General features: G+C 67.0%; 20 protein-coding genes. 14 read left to right on the top strand and 6 right to left on the bottom strand.

The genetic code is table 11. The features are described from left to right. Complete coding sequence (locus AC1DIN_RS07230; protein ID WP_476809205.1) at positions 1-750, top strand: UTRA domain-containing protein; 750 nt, start codon at positions 1-3, stop codon at positions 748-750. 72 nt (positions 751-822) lie between these two features. Here the strand turns inward: AC1DIN_RS07230 and AC1DIN_RS07225 are convergent, their stop codons facing one another. Then, the gene (locus AC1DIN_RS07225) at positions 823-1,086 is read right to left on the bottom strand and encodes a glycine zipper domain-containing protein (RefSeq protein WP_441471360.1); all 264 of its coding nucleotides are present in this window, start codon (positions 1,084-1,086) and stop codon (positions 823-825) included. Between AC1DIN_RS07225 and AC1DIN_RS07220 the strand changes: the two genes are divergently transcribed. The 5 genes from AC1DIN_RS07220 (at position 1,073) to AC1DIN_RS07200 (ending at position 4,518) form a co-directional block, all read left to right on the top strand. Further along, positions 1,073-1,309, top strand: coding sequence for a hypothetical protein (locus AC1DIN_RS07220; RefSeq protein WP_476809204.1), 237 nt, complete (start codon positions 1,073-1,075; stop codon positions 1,307-1,309). The genes AC1DIN_RS07225 and AC1DIN_RS07220 overlap by 14 nt on opposite strands. 17 nt (positions 1,310-1,326) lie before the next feature. Then, positions 1,327-1,710, top strand: a complete 384-nt coding sequence (locus tag AC1DIN_RS07215; RefSeq protein WP_441471359.1) for a PRC-barrel domain-containing protein — start codon at positions 1,327-1,329, stop codon at positions 1,708-1,710. A 268-nt stretch (positions 1,711-1,978) separates the two neighbouring features. Further along, complete coding sequence (locus AC1DIN_RS07210; RefSeq protein ID WP_476809203.1) at positions 1,979-2,866, top strand: transglutaminase-like domain-containing protein; 888 nt, start codon at positions 1,979-1,981, stop codon at positions 2,864-2,866. Positions 2,867-2,911: 45 nt separating this feature from the next. Further along, the gene (locus AC1DIN_RS07205) at positions 2,912-3,817 is read left to right on the top strand and encodes a diacylglycerol/lipid kinase family protein (RefSeq protein WP_476809202.1); all 906 of its coding nucleotides are present in this window, start codon (positions 2,912-2,914) and stop codon (positions 3,815-3,817) included. A gap of 8 nt (positions 3,818-3,825) precedes the next feature. After that, positions 3,826-4,518 (top strand): phosphatase PAP2 family protein, encoded by a 693-nt coding sequence (locus AC1DIN_RS07200; protein WP_441471356.1) that lies wholly within the window; start codon positions 3,826-3,828, stop codon positions 4,516-4,518. A 39-nt stretch (positions 4,519-4,557) separates the two neighbouring features. Here the strand turns inward: AC1DIN_RS07200 and AC1DIN_RS07195 are convergent, their stop codons facing one another. Next, on the bottom strand, positions 4,558-5,046 hold the full coding sequence (locus AC1DIN_RS07195) for a pyridoxamine 5'-phosphate oxidase family protein (RefSeq protein ID WP_441471355.1): 489 nt from the start codon (positions 5,044-5,046) through the stop codon (positions 4,558-4,560). Positions 5,047-5,194: 148 nt separating this feature from the next. Between AC1DIN_RS07195 and AC1DIN_RS07190 the strand changes: the two genes are divergently transcribed. Both AC1DIN_RS07190 and AC1DIN_RS07185 read left to right on the top strand, forming a co-directional pair. Next, the gene (locus AC1DIN_RS07190; RefSeq protein ID WP_265052127.1) at positions 5,195-5,347 is read left to right on the top strand and encodes a hypothetical protein; all 153 of its coding nucleotides are present in this window, start codon (positions 5,195-5,197) and stop codon (positions 5,345-5,347) included. A 121-nt stretch (positions 5,348-5,468) separates the two neighbouring features. Beyond that, positions 5,469-6,914 carry an aldehyde dehydrogenase family protein gene (locus tag AC1DIN_RS07185; protein WP_476809201.1) on the top strand — a complete coding sequence of 482 codons (1,446 nt, stop codon included), beginning with the start codon at positions 5,469-5,471 and terminating at the stop codon, positions 6,912-6,914. A 57-nt stretch (positions 6,915-6,971) separates the two neighbouring features. Here AC1DIN_RS07185 and AC1DIN_RS07180 read toward each other — a convergent pair whose 3' ends face one another. Continuing rightward, positions 6,972-7,985, bottom strand: coding sequence for a zinc-binding alcohol dehydrogenase family protein (locus AC1DIN_RS07180; protein ID WP_476809200.1), 1,014 nt, complete (start codon positions 7,983-7,985; stop codon positions 6,972-6,974). Between the two features lie 99 nt (positions 7,986-8,084). On the opposite strand from AC1DIN_RS07180, the gene AC1DIN_RS07175 reads away from it, so the two are divergent. After that, a complete protein-coding gene (locus AC1DIN_RS07175) occupies positions 8,085-8,447 on the top strand; it encodes a winged helix-turn-helix transcriptional regulator (RefSeq protein ID WP_476809199.1) in 363 nt (120 codons plus the stop codon). A 5-nt stretch (positions 8,448-8,452) separates the two neighbouring features. Here the strand turns inward: AC1DIN_RS07175 and AC1DIN_RS07170 are convergent, their stop codons facing one another. From AC1DIN_RS07170 to AC1DIN_RS07160, 3 genes are read right to left on the bottom strand one after another with little or no spacing between them, the layout of a single operon-like run. Further along, a complete protein-coding gene (locus AC1DIN_RS07170) occupies positions 8,453-9,331 on the bottom strand; it encodes a transglutaminase family protein (RefSeq protein WP_441468945.1) in 879 nt (292 codons plus the stop codon). Continuing rightward, a complete protein-coding gene (locus tag AC1DIN_RS07165) occupies positions 9,328-11,850 on the bottom strand; it encodes a circularly permuted type 2 ATP-grasp protein (protein WP_476809198.1) in 2,523 nt (840 codons plus the stop codon). Before AC1DIN_RS07165 ends, AC1DIN_RS07170 begins: the two co-directional genes overlap by 4 nt. A gap of 8 nt (positions 11,851-11,858) precedes the next feature. Next, complete coding sequence (locus AC1DIN_RS07160; RefSeq protein ID WP_476809197.1) at positions 11,859-15,260, bottom strand: transglutaminase family protein; 3,402 nt, start codon at positions 15,258-15,260, stop codon at positions 11,859-11,861. Between the two features lie 232 nt (positions 15,261-15,492). On the opposite strand from AC1DIN_RS07160, the gene AC1DIN_RS07155 reads away from it, so the two are divergent. The 5 genes from AC1DIN_RS07155 to AC1DIN_RS07135 all read left to right on the top strand — a co-directional run bounded on the left by AC1DIN_RS07155 (position 15,493) and on the right by AC1DIN_RS07135 (position 20,840). Beyond that, a complete protein-coding gene (locus AC1DIN_RS07155; RefSeq protein WP_441468942.1) occupies positions 15,493-17,097 on the top strand; it encodes an ABC transporter substrate-binding protein in 1,605 nt (534 codons plus the stop codon). A gap of 136 nt (positions 17,098-17,233) precedes the next feature. Beyond that, on the top strand, positions 17,234-18,298 hold the full coding sequence (locus AC1DIN_RS07150; RefSeq protein ID WP_476809196.1) for an ABC transporter permease: 1,065 nt from the start codon (positions 17,234-17,236) through the stop codon (positions 18,296-18,298). A gap of 10 nt (positions 18,299-18,308) precedes the next feature. Further along, the gene (nikC, locus tag AC1DIN_RS07145; RefSeq protein ID WP_441468940.1) at positions 18,309-19,214 is read left to right on the top strand and encodes a nickel transporter permease; all 906 of its coding nucleotides are present in this window, start codon (positions 18,309-18,311) and stop codon (positions 19,212-19,214) included. Positions 19,215-19,218: 4 nt separating this feature from the next. Then, the gene (locus AC1DIN_RS07140; RefSeq protein WP_476809195.1) at positions 19,219-20,091 is read left to right on the top strand and encodes an ABC transporter ATP-binding protein; all 873 of its coding nucleotides are present in this window, start codon (positions 19,219-19,221) and stop codon (positions 20,089-20,091) included. Continuing rightward, positions 20,088-20,840 carry an ABC transporter ATP-binding protein gene (locus tag AC1DIN_RS07135; RefSeq protein WP_441468938.1) on the top strand — a complete coding sequence of 251 codons (753 nt, stop codon included), beginning with the start codon at positions 20,088-20,090 and terminating at the stop codon, positions 20,838-20,840. The genes AC1DIN_RS07140 and AC1DIN_RS07135 overlap by 4 nt, the downstream gene beginning before the upstream one ends. Positions 20,841-20,911 lie beyond the last annotated feature (71 nt).

Here is a 20,911-nt window from a genome sequence, read left to right as displayed (position 1 = left end):
ATGACGGAGACCCGGCTCGACGCGGTGAAGCTGGACGGCGCCGGGCCGGTCTATGAGCAGATCCGGCGCGCGATCCGCGATCTGGTGGTCAGCGGGGAATGGCCGCCGGGCACCGGCGTGCCGCCGGAACACGCCTTGATGGAACAGCTCGGCGCCTCGCGGATGACGGTGCATCGCGCGCTCGTGCAACTCGCCCGTGAGGGTCTCATCGTCCGCCGCCGCCGCTCGGGCACCATCGTCGCCAGCCCTCCGGCCAGTCACGCCATGCTCGACATTCTCTCGATCCCGGAAGAGGTGGAGCAGCTCGGCCAGGCCTATGCATATGACGTTCTTTCACGCAGCGACGGCCGGCCTGCTCCGGAAGTCGCCGAGCGCTTCGGCCTGAAGCGTTCGGACAAGGTGGCTCATCTCGTCGTGCTGCATCGCGCCGACGGCAAGCCGCATGTGCTGGAAGAGCGCGTCATCCACGCTGCCGCCGTGTCCGGTCTCGCCGAGGAGGATTTCGCGCAGACACCGCCCGGCGACTGGCTGCTCAGGCACAGTCTCTGGTCGCAGGCCGAGCACGCGATCAGCGCCGTCGGGGCGGGAGAGGAAGAGGCTGGCCTGCTCGACATCGCGGTCGGCGAGCCCTGCCTCCTGGTCGAGCGCCGGACCTGGAACCAGTCGAAGCCGGTCACCGCCGTGCGGCTGCTCTATCCCGGCTTCCGCCATCGCTTCGTCGGGCGCTTCGGCCCCTACGGCCAGGTCTGACGCGGTAAGCCAGGCTGCACAAAAAAGGCCCGCCGGATCGGCGAGCCTCCGATGAATTCGCTGGAGCATCCGTCAGCAGGCGTAACGCACGCGCCGGCCCCACTCGTCGCGGCCGTAGCAAACTTGATCCGGCGTGGCGGCGGAACCGATGATGGCGCCGCTGGCACCACCGATGGCTGCACCGGCCAAGGCACCGCCGGCCCGGCCCGTCGCTGCGCCGCCGATAAGCGCACCCGCGCCCGCGCCGATAAGAGCGCCAGTACCTGCATTCTGTTCACGCGCGGTGCAGGCGCCCAAGGCGGCTGCAAGACCCACGATGACCATGAACTTCTTCATGCCGACTGTTCTCCTCTTCACAAAACGGCGATGTCGCTCGCACTCCGAAACCCGCCGTGCCGGCAAAGGTTCCGATGCGAAGCGCAACCTGCATTTACATGACGATGGGCCGGAAATGTGGTGCCGGAAGATTGCACAAAAAGGCTCTGAAAAAGCTGGAACCTTTGGCTTCCGCAGGACGTTGAGGAGACGAGTTTCTGGCGCTGCAGCGATGCGCCGCTGACACATGGAGGAACTGACATGGCGATGTCCACCACGCCCACCACCAGCACTGCCAATCCCTTGATTGCAGGGGCCCGCGTTGCCGGAACGGACGTCTACAACGCAGCTGGTGAGCATCTCGGCGAGATCTACGACGTGATGCTCGACAAGCAGACCGGCAAGGTCGCCTACGCCATCATGTCCTTCGGCGGCTTCCTCGGCCTCGGCGAGAAGTACCATCCGATTCCGTGGAGCGTTCTCGATTACGACCCGCAACGCGGCGGCTACGTCGTGCCTCTGACGAAGGAGAAGCTCGAAGCTGCGCCGATGTACGACAGCGAGGGCGAACCCGACTGGGAGGACAAGGCTTACGGCAAGCGTGTCCACGACTATTACGGCACGATGCCCTACTGGATGATGTAGCGGCTGCCAGACGCAGGTCGCGGCGGTTGCTATCCCCCCAGCCGAACCGCCGTGGCGGCGGGATGCGGGCCGAAAGGCCCGCATCTTCTTTTTGAGCTGGCTTGCGTGTTCTCGCAGGCGGCGAAGGCCTGAAGAGCGGGGCTTTTTCTCCAGCGCTTGGGAACCGGAGGGCGCCTTCGCGCGTCTGCTCCGAGAGGGAATTCGACACTCGATGAGCTGCCGCGGCATAGCCGCGAGGCAGCCGTCCCTCACATCAGGAGAAAGCGAGATGCGTATCCGTTACGGCTATCGGATCGAGTTGGTTTGCGCGCGTGACATGCCCCTCTTCACATTGCTCGACGTCCATCCCTCACGCCGCCATGACCTGACGATGCCCGACGAGATGCGGGTGAGCGCTTTGGCCGATCCGTCGCTCCCGATCGCTGTCGCACAGCATCTCGACGCCTTCGGCAATATCTGCCGGCGCATGGTGGCGCCTCCCGGTGGCATCCGCCTTGAATCGGAAGGGGTCGTGCACGATTCGGGCGAGCCCGACCGTATCCATCCGACGGCGCGCGAGGTTGCTCCCTCGCGCCTGCCCGGCGAGGCGCTCGTCTATCTGCTCGGCAGCCGCTATTGCGAAACCGACAAGCTCTTCGATCAGGCCTGGTCGCTGTTCGGGCAGGTCGCGCCGGGCTGGCCGCGCGTCCAGGCGATTGTCGACTTCGTCCACAATCACCTGACCTTCGGCTATCATTTCGCCCGCAGCACGCGCACGGCCGCCGAGGCCTTCGAGGAGCGGATCGGCGTCTGCCGCGATTTCGCGCATCTCGCCATCGCCCTGTGCCGCTGCATGAACATCCCGGCACGCTATTGCAATGGCTATCTCGGCGACATCGGCGTGCCCCCGGACCCGGCGCCCATGGACTTCAATGCCTGGTTCGAGGTTTTCCTGGGCGGCCGCTGGTACACCTTCGATGCCCGCCACAACGAGCCGCGCATCGGCCGCATCGTCATCGCCCGCGGACGCGACGCGACCGATACCGCGATGATGTGCTCCTTCGGCATGCATACGCTGCAGCGCTTCGAGGTGATCACCGAAGAAGTCGCGGAGACGCCCATGCCGCTGGCCCCGGCGCAGCCTGCGCAGTTCGACGCGCGCCCGGCGGCGGCGTGAGGCCGGTCTTGCACCGTTGCGGGGTGCACCTATCTTGGGCTCCACATGCGCCATACCGTTGTCGTCAACGCTCGCGCGGGAGCTGTGCTGGAAGCCGGTGCCGATGCTTTTGCAACGCGCATCGAGGCTGCTTTCAAGGCCCATAGCTGCCACGCGGAAGTCAAGCTGGTCCCGCCGCGCGAGATCGGCAGCGCCTTGTCGCTGGCGATCGAAAAAGACAGGACGATACCGGTCCTGGCCGGCGGCGACGGCACCATCAACGGCGCCTTGCCCGTCCTGATTCAGTCGGACCGCCCGGTCGGCATCCTGCCGATGGGAACCGTGAACGTGCTGGGGCGTGACCTCGGCCTGTTCGGCCCGCTCGAACAGCAGGTCGAGGCGCTCTGTCATGGCGAGCCCGTCGCGATGGATGTCGGCCGCGTCAACGATCGGCTGTTCCACTCCATCTCCGGCATGGGGTTCTTCAGCCTGATGGCGCGCGAGCGCGAATATGCCCGCCGCCGCTTCCCCTTCAGCCGGGTTGCTGCCTTCGGTGTCGCCGCGACGCGCTCGATCCTGTTCACGCGCCCGATCACCGTCGAGATTGCCGTCGGCAATCAAAGCCGCGTCGTCGAGGCGGATGCCGTGCTGGTCACCGTCAATCGTTTCAACGGTGCGGAATGGCGGCGCGATTGTCTCGATGGCGGTATCTTCGAGGTCCATGTCCTGAATGCGGGCGGCCTCTATTCGCGCAGCAAGGCGGCCCTGTCCGTCGCTTCCGGCCTCTGGCGCTCGTCGCGGAATCTCAGTTCCTTCACAGGCAATGCCGTGACGCTTTCGCGGCGCGACAAGCGGCGCGGGCACATCACTTTCGATGGCGAGGTCGAGCGCAAGGTCGGGCCGTTGGCATATGGTTTGCTGCCCAGGGCCTTGACGGTCATCGCCGCTCGCCCGCCCCGCTTCCGGAGTTGAAAGTCGCCATGTCTCAGCCTGGGCACGCTCTGAGCCAGGTGTCTGCCCCCTGGTGGCAGCCGCGCATTCTCGTCCCGGTTGCCGCCGCGCTGGTCTTTGTGACGCTTGCTGCCTTCATCGCCTCGGGTCACAGCTTCGCCTTCGATACCACGCTGGTCCAGCTGTTCCGCGACCCTGCCAATCCCGCCGCTCCGGTCGGGCCGACCTGGTTTCAGGAGGCGGTGCGGGACATGACTGCGCTCGGCAGTTTTGTCGGCCTGTTCTTCATGGCGACGACCGCGACGCTGGCGCTCTGGTTCTGTGGTTATCGGCACCTGGCTGTGGGCCTCGTCGTCAGCCTGCTCGCGGCCCTGCTGGTCAGCAATGGGCTGAAGATCGCGATCGGGCGCCCACGGCCCGACATCGTCGCCCATGCGGCGCTGACCTTCACTGCCAGCTTTCCGAGCGGGCATGCCTTCCTCTCGGCGGTGACGCTGCTGAGCATCGCGGGCTTCGTCGGCCTCGCCTCGCGGCGTGACGACATCAAGCGGCTGTGCGTTTCGCTGGCCTGGGTGATGATCGTGCTGATCGGTCTCAGCCGGGTCTATCTCGGCGTTCACTGGCCGACCGACGTCATCGGCGGCTGGTGTCTCGGCGTTGCCTGGTCGAGCACCGCGATCGCTTGGCTCGGGCGGAGGATGGCAGCCTCCGACACGGCCTGAAGCCAGCTGGCGCTTTCGGCGTCCGGCCTCAGAGCCGGCTCAGCGCATGTCGATAGTGGCGTTGACGCCGAGATCGGGCGTGCGGCCCAGAATCTTCGCCGTCGCCAGCTTGAAGGCGACGACGACGCTGCTCGATGGGCCGTCCCAGATTTCGGCCGAGATCGGTGTCAGCTCCAGCAGCGTCGCGTCGGGATCGTCCGGTCCATTGGGGAACCAGGCGCTCGCCAGCGGGGTCCAGATCTCGCGCAGCTCCTCCCGGCCCGGCACTTCCGAGGCCGAGCAGGAGATGGCGGCGTAGAAGTTCCGGTCCTCAAGGCTGATCGCGAGGGAGACGGAAGGGGAGCGCAGGGCCGCGCCGATAATGCCGGTATGGCGATGGCTGATGAAGAGCAGCCGATGATGGTCGCGGTCGAGATGCCCCGACATTGGCCGGGTCTTGATGGTGTTTTCGGCTAACAGCGAGACCATATAGACGGGGTGCGCGGCCAGCGCGGTCCAAATTCGCTCCTGCACTTCCGTCTCGCGCATCACTTGCTCCAGCTCGCACGATCATCTCATGGCTCGCGCCCGATGAGAACGCGGTCGGCGGCGGAACGTTCCGTCCTCGCGGAACTTTGACCGGGTATCAGGCGTTTGCAGCGGGCCGCGGTTCCGGCCGCTTCTCCAAGGATGTCTCATGCTCGCTTCGCGCAATCTTCTGGTCGTTCTGGTCGTGGTGCTGGTCGCTGCCCTCGCTGTCACCGGCTATTCGCTCTACCAGGAGAAGAAGCAGCCGGACGGCGTCGAAATCTCGGTCGGCAAGAACGGGCTGTCGATCAAGGAGAAGTGAGGTTGCTGCCGCCGCCTCTCCGGCGATGCGGTCAGCGGATGGCTCCCCGACCGTCGGGCATTGGCCTTCCCGCCCCAAAGGCGCTAACACCCTCCCACGGACCTGTTCGTGGGAGAACGAGATGAACGCGCCCTTCAAGAACCTCATCGCCGGCGAATGGGCCGGCGGCGCCAATGCCTCGCGCAACATCAATCCCTCGAATACCAACGATGTCGTCGGCGAGTACGTGCAGGGCTCGGTCGAGGACCTGAACAACGCGGTCGCCGCCGCCAAGGCTGCCTTCCCGGCCTGGAGCCGCTCCACCCCGCAGGAGCGCTACGACATCCTGAAGAAGGCCTCCGACGAGATCCTCGCCCGTAAGGACGAGCTCGGCCGCCTGCTCTCGCGCGAGGAGGGCAAGACCCTCGCCGAAGGCATCGGCGAGGCGACCCGCGCCGGCCAGGTCTTCGCCTTCTTCGCCGGTGAGTGCCTGCGTCTCGGCGGCGAGATGGTCCCCTCGGTGCGTCCGGGCGTCGGCGTCGAGATCACCCGCGAGGCGGTCGGCATCGTCGGCATGATCACGCCCTGGAACTTCCCGATCGCGATCCCCGCCTGGAAGATCGCGCCGGCGCTGGCCTGGGGCAATTGCGTCGTCTTGAAGCCGGCCGATCTTGTGCCGGGCTCGGCCTGGGCGTTGGTCGACATCCTTCAGCGTGCCGGTCTGCCCAAGGGCGCGCTCAACCTCGTCATGGGCCGCGGCTCGGTCGTCGGCCAGGCGCTGCTGGAGCACAAGGACGTCTCTGCCATCTCCTTCACCGGCTCGGTCGGGACCGGCCGCAAGGTCGCGGCTGCCTGCATCGCCGGCAACCCGATGAAGAAGGTCCAGCTCGAGATGGGCGGCAAGAACCCGCTCGTCGTGCTCGACGACGCCGACCTCAAGGTCGCGGTCGAGGTTGCCGTCAACGGCGCCTTTTTCTCGACCGGCCAGCGCTGCACGGCCTCCTCGCGCCTGATCGTCCAGGCCGGCATCCACGACAAGTTCGTCGAGGCCTGCATCGAGCGCCTCAAGAGCGTCGTCGTCGACGATGCGCTGAAGGCCGGCACCCATATCGGCCCGGTCGTCGACCAGAGCCAGCTCGACCAGGACCTGAAATATATCCAGATCGCCAAGGACGAGGGCGGCAAGCTGGTCTTCGGCGGCGAGCTCCTGAAGCGCGACACCCCCGGCTTCTACCTCCAGCCGGCGCTGTTCACCGAGACGACCAACGCCATGCGCATCTCGCGCGAGGAGGTCTTCGGCCCGGTCGCCAACATCGTCCGCGTCAAGGATTATGACGAGGCGCTGGCCGTCGCCAACGACACCGAGTTCGGGCTCTCCTCGGGCATCTGCACCACCTCGCTGAAGCATGCGACGCATTTCAAGCGCAACAGCGAGGCCGGCATGGTGATGGTCAACCTGCCGACGGCGGGTGTCGATTATCACGTCCCGTTCGGCGGCCGGAAGGGCTCCAGCTACGGCCCGCGCGAGCAGGGCGCCTACGCCAAGGAGTTCTACACCACGGTCAAGACGGCCTACACGCTGGCCTGATCGGTTCGGAACCGATGACGTTTCGAGGGCCGCGCCGCGAGGCGCGGCCCTTCTCGTTCAGAAGCCTTCCAGCACGATCTTGCCCTTGGCGCGGTTGCTCTCGATCAAGGCATGCGCCCGCTTGAGATTGCTCGCGTTGATCGCGCCGAAATGCTCGGCCAGCGTCGTGCGGATCTGTCCGGCATCGACAAGCCGCGAGACCTCCGCCAGGAGCTTGCCCTGCTCGCCCACGTCCGCGGTCTTGAACAGCGAGCGGGTGAACATCAGCTCCCAGTGCAGCGACAGGCTCTTGCGCTTCAGCGGATTGGCATCGAGCGTCTTCGGGTCGTCGATCAGGCCGAACCGTCCCTGCGGCGCCATCAGTTCGACGATCCCTTCCAGATGGGTGTCGCTATGCGTCGTCGAGAAGACGAAGGCCGGCGCGCCGATGCCGAGCGCCGCGACCTGCGCCGGCAACGGCTTGGTATGGTCGATCACATGATGGGCGCCGAGTTCCTGCGCCCAGGCGCGGGTTTCGGGCCGTGAGGCGGTGGCGATCACCGTGACATCGGTGAGCTGGCGCGCGAGCTGGATCGCGATCGAGCCGACGCCGCCCGCGCCGCCGATGATGAGCAAGGCATGCGCCGCGCCGGGCACGGGCTTGCGGAGGTCGAGCCGGTCGAACAGCATTTCCCAGGCGGTGATCGCGGTCAGCGGCAGGGCGGCGGCTTCCGCGAAGCCGAGGCTCTTCGGCTTTGGCCCGACGATGCGCTCGTCGACGAGATGGAATTCCGCATTCGAGCCCGGCCGGTCGATCGCCCCGGCATAGAACACGGCATCGCCCGGCTTGAAGCCGGTCACCTCCGGCCCGATAGCCTTGACGATGCCTGCGGCATCCCAGCCGAGCACGCTGGTCTGGCCTTCCGCCGGCTGGCTGCGGACGCGGACCTTGGTGTCGACCGGATTGACCGAGATCGCCTTGACCTCGACCAAGAGGTCGCGCCCGGTCGCCTTCGGCTCGGGCAGGTCGAGATCGATCAGGCTGGTCTCGGCGGCGATGGGTTGCGATTGGCGATATCCGACGGCGCGCATGGCGTCCCTCCTGCATTGCGATACAGCCGAGATGCGCATAACATTGGAAACACGCAAGAACGCACAATTTCAGCCTATAGTGTCGAAAAGGATACTGTCATGCCGCCGCGTTTCAAGGAGCCCTATTCCTCCGCCGCTTGCCCGGTCGAAGCGACGCTGGGGCTGATCGGCGGCAAATGGAAAGGCATCGCGCTCTATCATCTGATGGGCGGAACGCTGCGCTTCAACGAGATCCGTCGACGGGTTCCCGGTGTGACCCAGCGCATGCTGACCACGCAGCTGCGCGAGCTGGAGGCGGACGGGCTGATCGTCCGTGTGGTCTACCCGGAGGTGCCGCCGCGCGTCGAATACAGCCTCTCGGCCAAGGGCCGCACGCTGGAACCGGTCATTCTGGCGCTGAAGGCCTGGGGCGAGGCGCACGCCCATGCGCCGCAATCTCGATCGGCCGATCAGGCTGCCTGAAAGGCTCAGCCGACCGGGATGACGTCCACCGCGACGCTGATCTTCTGAGTGCCGGGGCCGATCACCACGCCGTCGAGCGGGGACACGTCGGCGTAATCGCGCCCGATGGCGGTGACGATATGGTCGTCGGCGACGATCAGGTCGTTGGTCGGGTCAAGCCCGACCCAGCCGGTTTCCGGGCCGCACCAGACCAGGACCCAGGCATGGCTGGCGTCGGAGCCTTCGAGACGCTTCTCGCCGGGCGGCGGGATGGTGCGGATATAGCCGCTGACATAGGCGGCCGGCAGCCCGAGGCCCCGCAGGCCACCGATCATGATGTGGGCGAAGTCCTGGCAGACGCCGTGGCGCTGGGCGAAGGCCTCGGCGATGGGCGTGGTGACCTCAGTCGCCTCCGGATCATAGGTGAAGTCGCGCCGGATGCGCGCCATCAGCTCGCTGGCCGCTTCGAGCACCGGTCGCCTCGCGCCGAAGCTTTCGGCCGCATAGGCGATCACGGCCGCGACGGGGGGGACGAGCCGGCTCGGATAGAGGTGATGCGCTGGTGAATCCGGGGCAAGGCTGTTCGACGCCAGCGCGAGCTGTGCGACCTCCTCCCAGTTCCGGGTCAGGCCGGCATGGGGCGGGGTCTGCCGGTGCACCTCGATCCGGGCCCGCATCTCCACCTTCAGCTCGCGATGCGGCTTGGTGATCGTGATCGTGGTCATCCGGTTGCCGAAGAAGCAGATGCCGTCGCCGCGCTCGGCTGGCCGCGGCGAGATCGAGAGCTCGGCCTTCCGCACGATCTGGCCGGGGCCGTCATGCGGCAGGAGCCGCAGGATACAGCGGGAGAACGGCACCTGGCGGCTGTAGCCATAGGTGGTGACGTGGCGCAGCTCGTAGATCACGCGATGCCCGTCATCCGCGAGCCTTCCGGGCCGCTGTTCTGCAGAAAATAGCGGTCGGCGATCGCGCTGGAGACGCCCATCAGCAATTGCTCGAACAGCAGGATGCTGGTGCGGTCGAGCCGGCTGGCCTCGGTCGTGCGGCAATCGGCGGCCAGCCGCAACACCAGCCGGCGCGGCGCTTCCAGCATGCCGTCGTCGGAGAGCGCGGGCAGGGCGGCGATCTCGGCGTCGAGCCGTTCGATCTGGAAGGCGACCGAGCGGGGATTGTAGGGATCGAGCATCACCAGATCGAGCACCGGCTGCAGGCTGGCGCCGAGCAGGTAGCGCGAACGGTAGGTGATCTGCGAATCCGTCAGGTCGAGCAGGGCGTCGAGGCTGTCGCCGGAGGCGTGACTGTCGGCGAATTGCCGGGCGAAGCGGCAGGTCGCGACGCCGCGCTCCAGGCGCCGGCCGATGTCGAGGAAGCGCCAGCCCGCGCCGCGCACCATGTTTTCCTGGCTCAGGCCCGAGAAGGCGGCGAGCGTCTTCAGCGCCCGGTCGGCGCTTTCGTAGGTCTCGCCTTCGCTCGGCTTGCGCCCTTCCTCAGGTACCAGCTGGCGCTGCAGGTCGCTGAACAGACGCCAGGCATCGACCGAAAGGCGCTCGCGGATCACCGAAGCCGTGCGTCGGGCCTCCCGGATCGAGGCGGCCRCAGAACCGTAATCGTCCAGGCTGAAGAGCGCGGCGCGCGCCTGCGCCGCCGGATCCTTGTGCCCGGTGCCGCCGGGGGCGGCCCCCCAGGCGACAAGCATGCCCGCGAGCTGGCGGAGCGTGTCGCCGTGTCCCGGCGCTGGATCCGGATCGATCAGCCGGCCGAGCAGGGCCCGTACCAGCCGCAGCGTCGCCTCGCCGCGCTCCAGATAGCGGCCGAGCCAGAACAAATTGTCGGCGGCGCGGCTCGGCAGCGTGCCGGTCACGCGCCGGATGCTGGTACGGTCCGGCGTCGGCAACAGGCTGAGCTGGGCAACCGGCTCCTCCGAGGTGATCCAGACATCGCTGGAGCGCACCCCGTTGCGCAGGCTGACCGCGCGTGCGTCGGGCTCGTCGGAGATGCGGCAGAAGCCGCCGGGCATCACCGCCCAGCCGTCGGGTGTCGCCGCGGCGAAGACGCGCAGCGTCATCGGATGCGGTTCAAGACGCCCGTTCTGGAAGACCGGCATGGTCGAGAGCCGCACCACTTCCTGCCCGACATAGTCCATGCCGCGCGCCTCGATGCGCCGACGTAGCGCCTCCCGCTCGGCCGGAGGTAGTTCGCCGGCCACGATCGGTGCCGTGTCCAGCCCGCCGCCGGCGCTGCGGAAGGCCGGCGCCACGCTCATCTCCTCGAGCCGGTCGAGGACGACCTCGCGCTCCGGCCGCTGGCCGCACCACCAGGTCGCGACGTTCGGCAGGATCAGCTCCTCGCCGGTGAGCTGCTCGGCCAAAGCCGGCATGAAACCCATCAGAGCGCGGGCCTCGACCACGCCGGAGCCGAGACCATTGGCGACATGGACATGGCCTTGGCGGACAGCCTCGACCAGCCCGGCCACGCCCAGCGCCGAGCCCGCATTGAGTTCGAGCGGGTCTGTGAAGTCGCCGTCGATCCGCCGCCAGATCACATCGGCGCGCTTGAGGCCGGCGATGGTGCGAACATGGACGCGGCCCTCCCGCATCAGCAGGTCGCCGCCCTCGACCAGCAGGAAGCCGAGATAGCGCGCGAGATAGGCCTGCTCGAAATAGCTCTCGTTGAGCGGGCCGGGGGTGAGCAGGCAGATGCGCGGCTCGACCCGCTTGGAGCGCGCCACGAGCCCGGCGCGGAAGCTCTGGAAGAAGGCCGCGAGCCGTTCGATATTCATGCTGCGGAACATGTCCGGGAAGGCGCGGGCGAGCGCCAGCCGGTTCTCCAGCGCGTAGCCGGTGCCTGACGGCGCCTGGGTCCGATCCTGCAGCACCCACCAGCGCCCATCCGGGCCGCGGCCGAGATCGGCAGCGTAGAGCTGGAGCGTGCCCCCGCCCGGCGCGCCATGGAGCGGGCGCAGGTAGTCGGGGCTGCCGGCGACGACCGCGGCCGGGAGAAGCCCCTTGGCGATCAGCTCGCCCGGTCCGTAGATGTCGTCGAGCAACGTCGACAGGATCTCGGCGCGCTGCGTGACGCCGGCTGCGATCACCTGCCATTCCGCCTCGGGAATGACGAGCGGCACATGCGACAGCGGCCAGGAGCGCTCGCCGAAGCCCGGATCGTTGGCATCGATGTCGCCATGGACGCGATAGGACACGCCGGTGTCCCGAACATGCCGGTCGGCCAGCCCGAAGCGCTGCGAGAGCTCGCCCGGCGTCAGCGCGCACCATTCCGACAGGAACGGCTCCCAATGGGGCCTGACTTCGCCGGCCTCGTCGATGAACTCGTCGAAGGCCCCGGGCAGGGGGCGATATCCGGCGAGCAGCGCGGCGCGTCGGTCTGCCCTGCTGCGTCCCGATCGGGTGCGGCCTTGCACTGCCATTCGCCTTGTCAGACCCCGGCTTGGCGCCTCAGATCCAGCGTGAGCGGAAATTCGGCGCTGCGCTCTTCCGGCGGAATCGCCAGAGCGCCCGGACTATGACCGATCGCTTCGAAACGCGCGAGCCGTCTTGCTTCCGCTTCATAGGAATTGACCGGGGGTGTCTCGTAATTGCGACCGCCGGGATGGGCGACGTGGTAGACGCAGCCGCCGAGCGAGCGGCCGGACCAGAGGTCGACGATATCGAAGGTCAGCGGCGCATGGACCGGAATCGTCGGATGGAGGCCGGAAGACGGCTGCCAGGCCTTGAAGCGCACGGCCGCGATCGCTTCGCCGGAGGTGCCCGTCTGTGTCATGGGCAGCCGCCTGCCGTTGCAGGTGATCAGGTGGCGGCCGGGAACGAAGCCCTTCGCCTTGACCTGCAGACGTTCCACCGAGGAATCGACGTAGCGCACCGTGCCGCCGATCGCCCCCTCCTCGCCGAGCACATGCCAGGGCTCCAGCGCCTGCCGGATCTCGATCTCGACGCCGCCATGCGCGACCTTGCCGAAGAAGGGGAAACGGAACTCCGCCTGCGCCTCGAACCAGACCGGATCGAAGGCATAGCCAGCGCGTTGGAGGTCGGCGAGCACCTCGCGAAAATCCTGCCAGACCAGTTCCGGCAGCATGAAGCGGTCGTGCAGGGCGGTGCCCCAGCGCACCAGCTTGCCTGCCTGCGGCTCGCGCCAGAACCACGCGATCAGCGCCCTGAGCAGCAATTGCTGCGCCAGCGACATCCGCGAATCCGGCGGCATCTCGAAGCCGCGGAACTCCAGCAGCCCGAGCCGTCCGGTCGGCCCATCCGGCGAATAGAGCTTGTCGATACAGATCTCGGTGCGGTGCGTGTTGCCGGAGACATCGACCAGCAGGTTGCGGAACAGCCTATCGACCAGCCAGAGCGGAATCGGCGCTTCGTCCGGTTTCGGCACCTGCGCCAGTGCGATCTCCAGCTCGTAGAGCTGGTCCTGCCGGGCTTCGTCGATGCGCGGCGCCTGACTGGTCGGGCCGATGAACAGCCCGGAGAACAGGTAGGACAGGGACGGGTGCCTGTTCCAGTAGAGCACGATGCTCTTCAACAAGTCCGGCCGGCGCAGGAAGGGCGAATCCGCAGGCGTCACGCCGCCGAGCACCACATGGTTGCCGCCGCCTGTGCCGGTATGGCGTCCGTCGACCATGAATTTCTCGGCGCAGAGCCGGGCCTGTCTCGCCTCCTCGTAGACGCCCTGCGTGATCGCCACTGCCTCGCGCCAATCGGCCGCGGGATGGATGTTGACCTCGATCACGCCGGGGTCGGGCGTGACCTTGATGACGCTGAGCCGCGGATCGACGGGCGGCGCATAGCCCTCGATATGGACGGGCAGGCCCGTCTCTTCGGCGGCAGCTTCGATTGAGGCGACAAGATCGAGGTAATCCTCCAGCCGCTCGACCGGCGGCAGGAAGACGCAGAGCACATTGTCGCGGATTTCGAGGCTGAGCGCCGTGCGCACATGCTCGCCGCCGATCTCCTGCTCGGTGCGCTGCTGGGCTGTACCTGCCCCGCCGGGATCGACCTGGACGGACATCTGCGGCGGCGCTCCGAAGCTGGTCGGGGCCGCCGGCGCCGGTGGGCTTCCGGCGCCCGGCGCCGGCGCGGCCTGCGTGACGCCGGCCGGCGGCAGCGGCCCGCGCGGCTCCATCGGATCCTGCGGATGGATATGCGGGTATTCGGCCTTCGGTATGTCGGGAAGGGAACCGAGCGGTAATCGGTAGCCGACCGGTGAATCGCCGGGAACGAGGAACAACTTGCCGCGCCGCAACCGCCATTTCTCCGAGCGCCAGCGCCGGTCGTTGGCCGCCGCCTGCCAGCGCTGCACGGGGATGACGAAGCCGCGGGGATGGCCGAGACCGAGCTGGAAGACCTGCGCCATCCGCGCCCGCTCCTCGGGATCGGAGAGGCGGGAATCGAGCGGGTCGACGTTGTCGGGAAGCTGCGCCTCTTTCAGCAGCCAGTGACCGGTGTCCTCATAGGCCGGGATAACGTAGTCGGCGCCGAGGCCGAGATTGTCCGAAAGCTCCCTCGCCAACGCCTCGGCATCCTGGACGGTGGCGCCGGCTTCGAGCTCGCGGTCGCCGCCGGTCCTGGCGCCGGGCTCGCGCGCGATCAGGTCGGGATTGCGCCAGATCGGTTGCCCATCCCGGCGCCAGTAGAGAGCAAAGGCCCAGCGCGGCAGGCTCTCGCCAGGATACCATTTGCCCTGCCCGTAATGCAGCATTCCGCCCGGCGCGAAGCGTTCGCGCAGGCGCCGGATCAGCACGTCGGCGCGCTCGCGCTTGGTCGGTCCGACGGCGGCAATGTTCCATTCCGCGCCGGTCTGGTCGTCGATCGAGACGAAGGTCGGCTCGCCGCCCATGGTGAGCCGCACGTCCTGCGCCTGCAGATCGGCCTCGACCTTGTCGCCGAGCGTATCGAGCGCCTGCCAGGATTCATCCGAGAAGGGCAGGGTGATGCGCGGCACCTCGTGCACCCGCGTCACGCTCATCTGGAAGTCGAAAGTCGTCTCGGCATAGCTCGCCACACCCGAGACCGGCGCGGCCGAGCGATAATGCGCCGTCGCCGCCAGCGGCAGGTGGCCCTCTCCGGTGAGAAGCCCGGAGGTCGGGTCGAGACCAACCCAGCCTGCGCCAGGAATATAGACCTCGGCCCAGGCGTGAAGGTCGGTGAAGTCCTTGTCGGTGCCGCGGGGGCCCTCCAGCGGGTCGACGTCGGCCTTCATCTGGACCAGGTAGCCGGAGACGAAGCGCGCGGCGAGGCCGAGATGCCGGAGCGCCTGGACCAGCAGCCAGCTCGTGTCGCGGCAGGAGCCGGACCCGATCGAGAGCGTATGCTCCGGCTCCTGCACGCCGGGCTCCATGCGGATGCCATAGGCGATGCGTTGCTGCAGGCGGGCGTTGATGTCGACGATGAAGTTGACGGTGTTGACCGGCTCCTTCGGCAGCTCCGCGAGGAAGGCTTCGAGCAGCGGCCCGGCCGGCTCCGTCACCAGATAGGGTGCGAGCTCGGCGCGCTGCTCCGGCGTGTAGGCGAAGGGAAAGATCTCGGCCTCCGCTTCGACGAAGAAGTCGAAGGGATTGATCACCGACAGCTCGGTGACGACATCGACCTCGATGCGGAATTCCCTGACGGGCTCGGGGAAGACGAAGCGCGCCAGCCAGTTGCCGGCCGGGTCCTGCTGCCAGTTCACGAAATGCTGGGCCGGCGTCACCTTCAGCGAATAGCTGTTGATCGCCGCCCGGCAATGCGGCGCAGGCCGCAGGCGGATGATCTGCGGCCCGAGCGTGACCGGGCGATCATAGGAATAGTGGGTGACGTGGTTCAGCGCGGCGATGATGGCCAAGGTTCGGCTCCCCGTGACGCTGGCAAAGGCGGAATCCGCCCACCGGGTCAGGTTAGCGAGCCGGCACGCGCGCGCAAGGCGGCCGGTGGGCAGGGTGGCGGCAGGCCGCAGAACCTCTGCCCAAGAGATGTGCATAATGGCGTGCGGATGGCCTGCGGTCGGCTGGACAGCCGCGCCGGACTGGTTGCAGATAGCGCGCAAGGGGCCATCGATGGCTCCAGAGACACGAACAATGGGGAATTCGATGCGTCACGTAGCCAAGTTGATGGCGGCTTCGGCCTTTGCAGCCCTGATGTCGACAACGGTCGCCTTCGCGCAGACGCCGAAGGATACGATCGTCATGGCCAAGCAGATCGACGACATCATCACGCTCGACCCGGCCGAGGCTTTCGAATTCTCGGGCGTCGAGGTTGTCGCGAACGTCTACGACAAGCTGATCAACGTCGATATCGCGAACAACAACGCGCTGGTGCCGGATCTCGCCGAGAGCTGGACCGTCAGCCCGGACAGCCTGACCTACACCTTCAAGCTGCGCAAAGGCGTCAAGTTCCACTCCGGCAACCCGCTGACCGCAGCCGACGTGGTCTACTCGATCCAGCGTGCGGTGACGCTGAACAAGTCGCCGGGCTTCATCCTGCGCCAGTTCGGTTTCGTCGCCGAGAACGTGCTCGAGAAGGTCAAGGCTGTCGACGAGAACACCGTCCAGATCACTGTCTCCAAGCCCTTCGCGCCGACCTTCTTCTACAACTGCCTGACCTCCGGCGTCGCTTCGATCGTCGATTCCAAGCTGGTCAAGGCGAATGAGAAGGACGGCGACTGGGGCAATGCCTGGCTGAAGCTCAATTCCGCCGGCTCCGGTGCCTACAAGGTCCGTGCCTACCGCCCGAACGAGCAGTACACGCTCGACGCGAATGAGAGCTGGTACAAAGGCGCGCCGAAGAGCAAGCGCGTCGTCGTGCGCCATGTCGCCGAGCCGGCCTCGCAGCGTCTCCTCGTCGAGAAGGGCGACGCCGATATCGCCCGCAACCTCTCCAAGGATCAGCTCGCGGCGGTCAAGGGCAACGACGCGATCAAGATCGTCCAGGGCGACAAGGGCTACATCCTCTATCTCGGCCTGAACCAGAAGAACCCGAACCTCGCCAAGCCGGAGGTGCGGGAAGCGCTGAAGCTGCTGGTCGATTACGCCTCGATCGAGAAGAACATCCTCGAAGGCACCTACAAGGGCCATGAATCCTTCCTGCCGCAGGGTTTCCTCGGCGCGATCTCGGACAAGCCCTACCAGCTCAACGTAGCCAAGGCGAAGGAACTGCTCGCCAAGGCAGGCCTCGCCAACGGCTTCACCGTCACCATGGACACCCGTTCGGTTGCGCCGATCACCGATATCGCCCAGGCGATCCAGGCAACCTGGGCCCAGGCTGGCGTCAAGCTCGAGATCATCCCGGGCGACGGCAAGCAGACCCTGACCAAGTACCGCGCCCGCACCCACGACATCTATATCGGCCAGTGGGGCCCGGACTATCTCGACCCGCACACCAATGCCGAAACCTTCGCCATCAACGAGGACAATGGCGAGGATGCGAAGTCGAAGACGCTGGCCTGGCGCAATGCCTGGGATATCCCGGCAATGACCAAGGTCACGCAGGGCGCGGTGCTGGAAGCCGACGCCGCCAAACGCAAGGCGACCTATGAGACGCTGCAGCGCGAGCATCAGAAGATCTCGCCCTTCGTCATCATGTTCCAGCAGATCGAGGTCTCGGCCGAGCGCAAGAACGTGAATGGCTGGGTCATCGGACCGAGCTCGGACACCAACCGCTACGCGACCATCGTCAAGAACTGAGGTTCGTGACGCAGGAGACCCGCCCCGGCCCCCGGCCTCGGGCGGGTCTTTGCGTTGCCGCAGAGTACGCCCCGGCGCAACCGGCGCCCAGGCAGGAGACATCCTTGCCCATGTCGATCAGAAACGGAGGCGAGTCATGACGGCCGTGATGCAAGCGCCTGCGCGCAAGAGCGCATCGCCGGGGAGGCTCGGTCGCTGGGGCCGTGCCCTCTCGCGCGAGCTGACGACCGTGGTGATCACCATGTTCGGCCTGCTGCTCGTCACCTTCTTCATCGCCCGGGTCATCCCGATCGATCCGGTGCTCGCCGTCGTCGGCGACAATGCCCGTCCCGAGACCTATGAGGCGGCGCGCATCGAGCTCGGCCTCGACAAGCCGCTCTGGCAGCAATTCGCGATCTATATCGGCAAGGTCTTCACCGGGGATCTCGGCACCTCTGTGCTGACCTCGAACCCGGTCACCGAAGACATCAAGCGCGTCTTTCCGGCGACGCTCGAGCTCGCAACGCTGGGCACGCTGATCGGCGTCCTGATCGGCGTTCCGCTCGGCATCCTCGCAGCCGTCAATCAGGGCCGCTGGCAGGATCAGGTCGCCCGCGTTGTCGGCCTCGTCGGCTATTCCGTGCCGGTCTTCTGGATCGGCCTGATGGCGCTGCTGCTGTTCTACGCCAAGCTCGGCTGGGTTTCCGGGCCGGGGCGCATCTCGGTGGTCTGGCAGGACATCGTCACCACCCGCACCGGCATCATCATGCTGGACGCCGCGCTCGAAGGCGAATGGGAGGCGTTCTGGGACGCCTTCTCGCATCTCATCCTGCCGGCGCTGGTCCTCGGTCTACTTTCCGTCGCCTATATCAGCCGGATGACGCGCAGCTTCATGATCAGCGAGCTGCAGCAGCAATACGTCATCGCGGCCCGCGTGAAGGGCGTCTCGGAAACCGCCGTCATCTGGCGCCACGCCCTGCGCAACGCCGCGGTGCCGCTCTTCACCGTGATCGCGCTCTCCTACATGCACCTGCTCGAAGGTTCGGTGCTGACCGAGACGATCTTCGCCTGGCCGGGGCTCGGCCGCTATCTCACCAACGCGCTGCTCAACGCCGACATGAACGCTGTGCTCGGCGGCACGCTGGTGGTCGGCGTCGTCTTCATCGCGGTCAATCTGCTGACCGACATCATCGGCCGGCTGGCCGATCCGCGCGTGCGCTGAGGAGGCGGACATGAGTGACACCTCCTCCGCCGGCCTGCATGCCTGGCTCATCAGCGATTCCCCGGCATCGCGCCGCCAGGCCCGCCTCGGCCAGCTCTACCGGCAATGGCTCGCCTTCAGGCGCAATCCGATGGCGGTGGCGGGCCTTGCCATCATCGTCCTGCTGCTGCTGGTCGCGGCCTTCGCGCCGCTGATCGCACCGTTCGACCCGCTTGCGCAGGCGCTCGACAAGCGGCTGCTGCCGCCGTCGGCAACCAACTGGTTCGGCACCGACGCGCTCGGGCGCGACATCTTCAGCCGCATCGTCTACGGCACGCGCATCACGCTGGTCATCGTGCTGTTGGTCGTGGTGACCGTCGGCCCCTTCGGCCTGCTGATCGGCGCGGTCTCCGGCTATTTCGGCGGCTGGGTCGACCGGCTTCTGATGCGCATCACCGACGTCTTCCTCGCCTTCCCGCGCCTCGTGCTGGCGCTGGCCTTCGTCGCTGCGCTGGGGCCGGGCATCGTCAACGCCATCATCGCCATCGCGATCACGACCTGGCCGCCCTATGCCCGCGTCGCCCGCGCCGAGACCATGGTGATCCGCAACCAGGATTACATCGAGGCGATGCGCCTGCAGGGTGCCTCGCGCGCCCGCATCATCTGGAAGCATGTCGTGCCGATGTGCATGCCCTCGCTGATCGTGCGCACCACCTTCGACATGGCCGGCATCATCCTGACCGCCGCGGGCCTCGGCTTCCTCGGCCTCGGCGCGCAGCCGCCGATGCCGGAATGGGGCGCGATGATCTCGGCCGGGCGCGAGCAGATCTTCGACCAGTGGTGGGTCGCGACCTTCCCGGGCCTTGCCATCTGCGTCGTCGCGCTCGGCTTCAACCTGCTCGGCGATGGGCTGCGTGACGTCATGGATGCGAGGTGAGGCGATGCAGGCCTTTACGAATAAAGCCGAGCAGCCTCTTCTCGAGGTCGACAATCTCAAGGTCGATTTCCACACGCCGACCGGCATCGTGCGCGCCGTGCGAGGCCTGTCCTTCACGCTGGGGCGGGAGCGCCTGGGCATCGTCGGCGAGTCCGGCTCCGGCAAGTCGATGACCGGCCGCGCCATCCTCGACCTGATCCCGCATCCCGGCGTCGTCAGCGCCGATGGCATGCGCTTCCGCGGCCAGGACCTGACGACGATGGACAAGGGCGTGCGGCGCAAGCTGCGCGGCCGCCACATCTCCATGGTGATGCAGGATCCGAAGTTCTCGCTGAACCCGGTCGAGACGGTCGGCAGCCAGATCGCCGAGGCTTATCGCATCCACCGCAAGGCCGGTACCCGTGAGGCGCGCGAGCGCAGCCTCTCCATGCTGGAAGCGGTGCAGATCCGCGATCCCGCCCGCGTCTACGACCTCTATCCGCACGAGGTCTCGGGCGGCATGGGCCAGCGCGTCATGATCGCGATGATGCTGATCGCCGAGCCTGAGATCCTGATCGCCGACGAGCCGACCTCGGCGCTCGACGTCACCGTCCAGCTGCAGATCCTGAGGATCCTCGACGATCTCGTCACCGAGCGCGGCATGGGACTGATCTTCATCAGCCACGACCTGCACCTGGTCCAGTCCTTCTGCGACCGCGTCATCGTCATGTATGGCGGCAAGGTCATGGAGACGTTGCCGGCGGCCGAGCTCGCCGACCCCTCCGCGCGCAGCCGCCGCCATCCCTATACGCTCGGCCTGCTCGAATGCCTTCCGGACCTCGACCATCCCCGGGCGAAGCTCTCCACCCTCAACCGCGACCCGGCCTGGCTGGCATGACGAACGCTGCGATCTCCGTCGACAAGCTCAACGTGTCCTTCGGCGACTCCCATGTCGTGAAGGATCTCTCCTTCGAGGTGCGCAAGGGCGAGAGCTACGGCCTCGTAGGCGAGTCGGGCTCCGGCAAGTCGACCGTGCTGCGCGTGCTCTCCGGCCTCAACCGCGACTGGAGCGGTGCCGTCTCCATCGAGGGTGCCGTGCAGCCCAAGGTCCGGGACAAGGCCTTCTACCGCAATGTCCAGATGGTCTTTCAGGACCCCTACGGCTCGCTTCACCCCAAGAAGACCGTGGATGACACCCTTGCGGAGCCGTTGGCGATCCACGGTGCCCGTGATGCCGAAGCGCGCATCGGCAAGGCCCTCTCCGATGTCGGCCTGCCCGCCTCCTTCCGCTTCCGCTATCCGCATCAGCTCTCGGGCGGCCAGCGCCAGCGCGTCGCCATCGCACGCGCCCTCGTGCTCGAACCCTCGATTCTGCTGCTCGACGAGCCAACTTCGGCGCTCGACGTCTCGATCCAGGCGGAGGTGCTGAACCTGCTCGCAGCGCTCAGGCAAGAGCGGAAGCTGACCTATATCCTCGTCAGCCATGACCTCGCCGTGGTCGGGCATATGTGCGAGCGGCTGCTCGTCATGCAGTTCGGCCGTGCCGTCGAGGAAATGACCGTCGAAACGCTGGCGGCGCGCCAGCCACAGACGGTCTATGCGCAGCAATTGCTGGCGGCGAGCGCGGGCTTCCGGCGCGCGGGCTGAGCGGCAGGGGTAGCGGCCCTGCGCCGTTCCCTCTTTGCAGCGCGGCAAAACCGTCTCACTCTGGTCGTAGC

The sequence above is a fragment of the Allobosea sp. 05T438 genome, from assembly GCF_056396025.1.
This window is presented reverse-complemented; position numbering and strand designations above follow the sequence as displayed.

Bases quoted from the DNA above. Each gene is read 5' to 3' on its own strand.
- AC1DIN_RS07190 (WP_265052127.1), top strand. From the start codon at position 5,195: ATGCTCGCTTCGCGCAATCTTCTGGTCGTTCTGGTCGTGGTGCTGGTC.
- AC1DIN_RS07225 (WP_441471360.1), bottom strand. From the start codon at position 1,086: ATGAAGAAGTTCATGGTCATCGTGGGTCTTGCAGCCGCCTTGGGCGCC.
- nikC (WP_441468940.1), top strand. From the start codon at position 18,309: ATGAGTGACACCTCCTCCGCCGGCCTGCATGCCTGGCTCATCAGCGAT.
- AC1DIN_RS07140 (WP_476809195.1), top strand. From the start codon at position 19,219: ATGCAGGCCTTTACGAATAAAGCCGAGCAGCCTCTTCTCGAGGTCGAC.
- AC1DIN_RS07155 (WP_441468942.1), top strand. From the start codon at position 15,493: ATGGGGAATTCGATGCGTCACGTAGCCAAGTTGATGGCGGCTTCGGCC.
- AC1DIN_RS07220 (WP_476809204.1), top strand. From the start codon at position 1,073: ATGAACTTCTTCATGCCGACTGTTCTCCTCTTCACAAAACGGCGATGT.
- AC1DIN_RS07175 (WP_476809199.1), top strand. From the start codon at position 8,085: ATGCCGCCGCGTTTCAAGGAGCCCTATTCCTCCGCCGCTTGCCCGGTC.
- AC1DIN_RS07200 (WP_441471356.1), top strand. From the start codon at position 3,826: ATGTCTCAGCCTGGGCACGCTCTGAGCCAGGTGTCTGCCCCCTGGTGG.
- AC1DIN_RS07180 (WP_476809200.1), bottom strand. From the start codon at position 7,985: ATGCGCGCCGTCGGATATCGCCAATCGCAACCCATCGCCGCCGAGACC.
- AC1DIN_RS07210 (WP_476809203.1), top strand. From the start codon at position 1,979: ATGCGTATCCGTTACGGCTATCGGATCGAGTTGGTTTGCGCGCGTGAC.
- AC1DIN_RS07215 (WP_441471359.1), top strand. From the start codon at position 1,327: ATGGCGATGTCCACCACGCCCACCACCAGCACTGCCAATCCCTTGATT.
- AC1DIN_RS07150 (WP_476809196.1), top strand. From the start codon at position 17,234: ATGACGGCCGTGATGCAAGCGCCTGCGCGCAAGAGCGCATCGCCGGGG.
- AC1DIN_RS07185 (WP_476809201.1), top strand. From the start codon at position 5,469: ATGAACGCGCCCTTCAAGAACCTCATCGCCGGCGAATGGGCCGGCGGC.
- AC1DIN_RS07205 (WP_476809202.1), top strand. From the start codon at position 2,912: ATGCGCCATACCGTTGTCGTCAACGCTCGCGCGGGAGCTGTGCTGGAA.
- AC1DIN_RS07195 (WP_441471355.1), bottom strand. From the start codon at position 5,046: ATGCGCGAGACGGAAGTGCAGGAGCGAATTTGGACCGCGCTGGCCGCG.
- AC1DIN_RS07135 (WP_441468938.1), top strand. From the start codon at position 20,088: ATGACGAACGCTGCGATCTCCGTCGACAAGCTCAACGTGTCCTTCGGC.
- AC1DIN_RS07230 (WP_476809205.1), top strand. From the start codon at position 1: ATGACGGAGACCCGGCTCGACGCGGTGAAGCTGGACGGCGCCGGGCCG.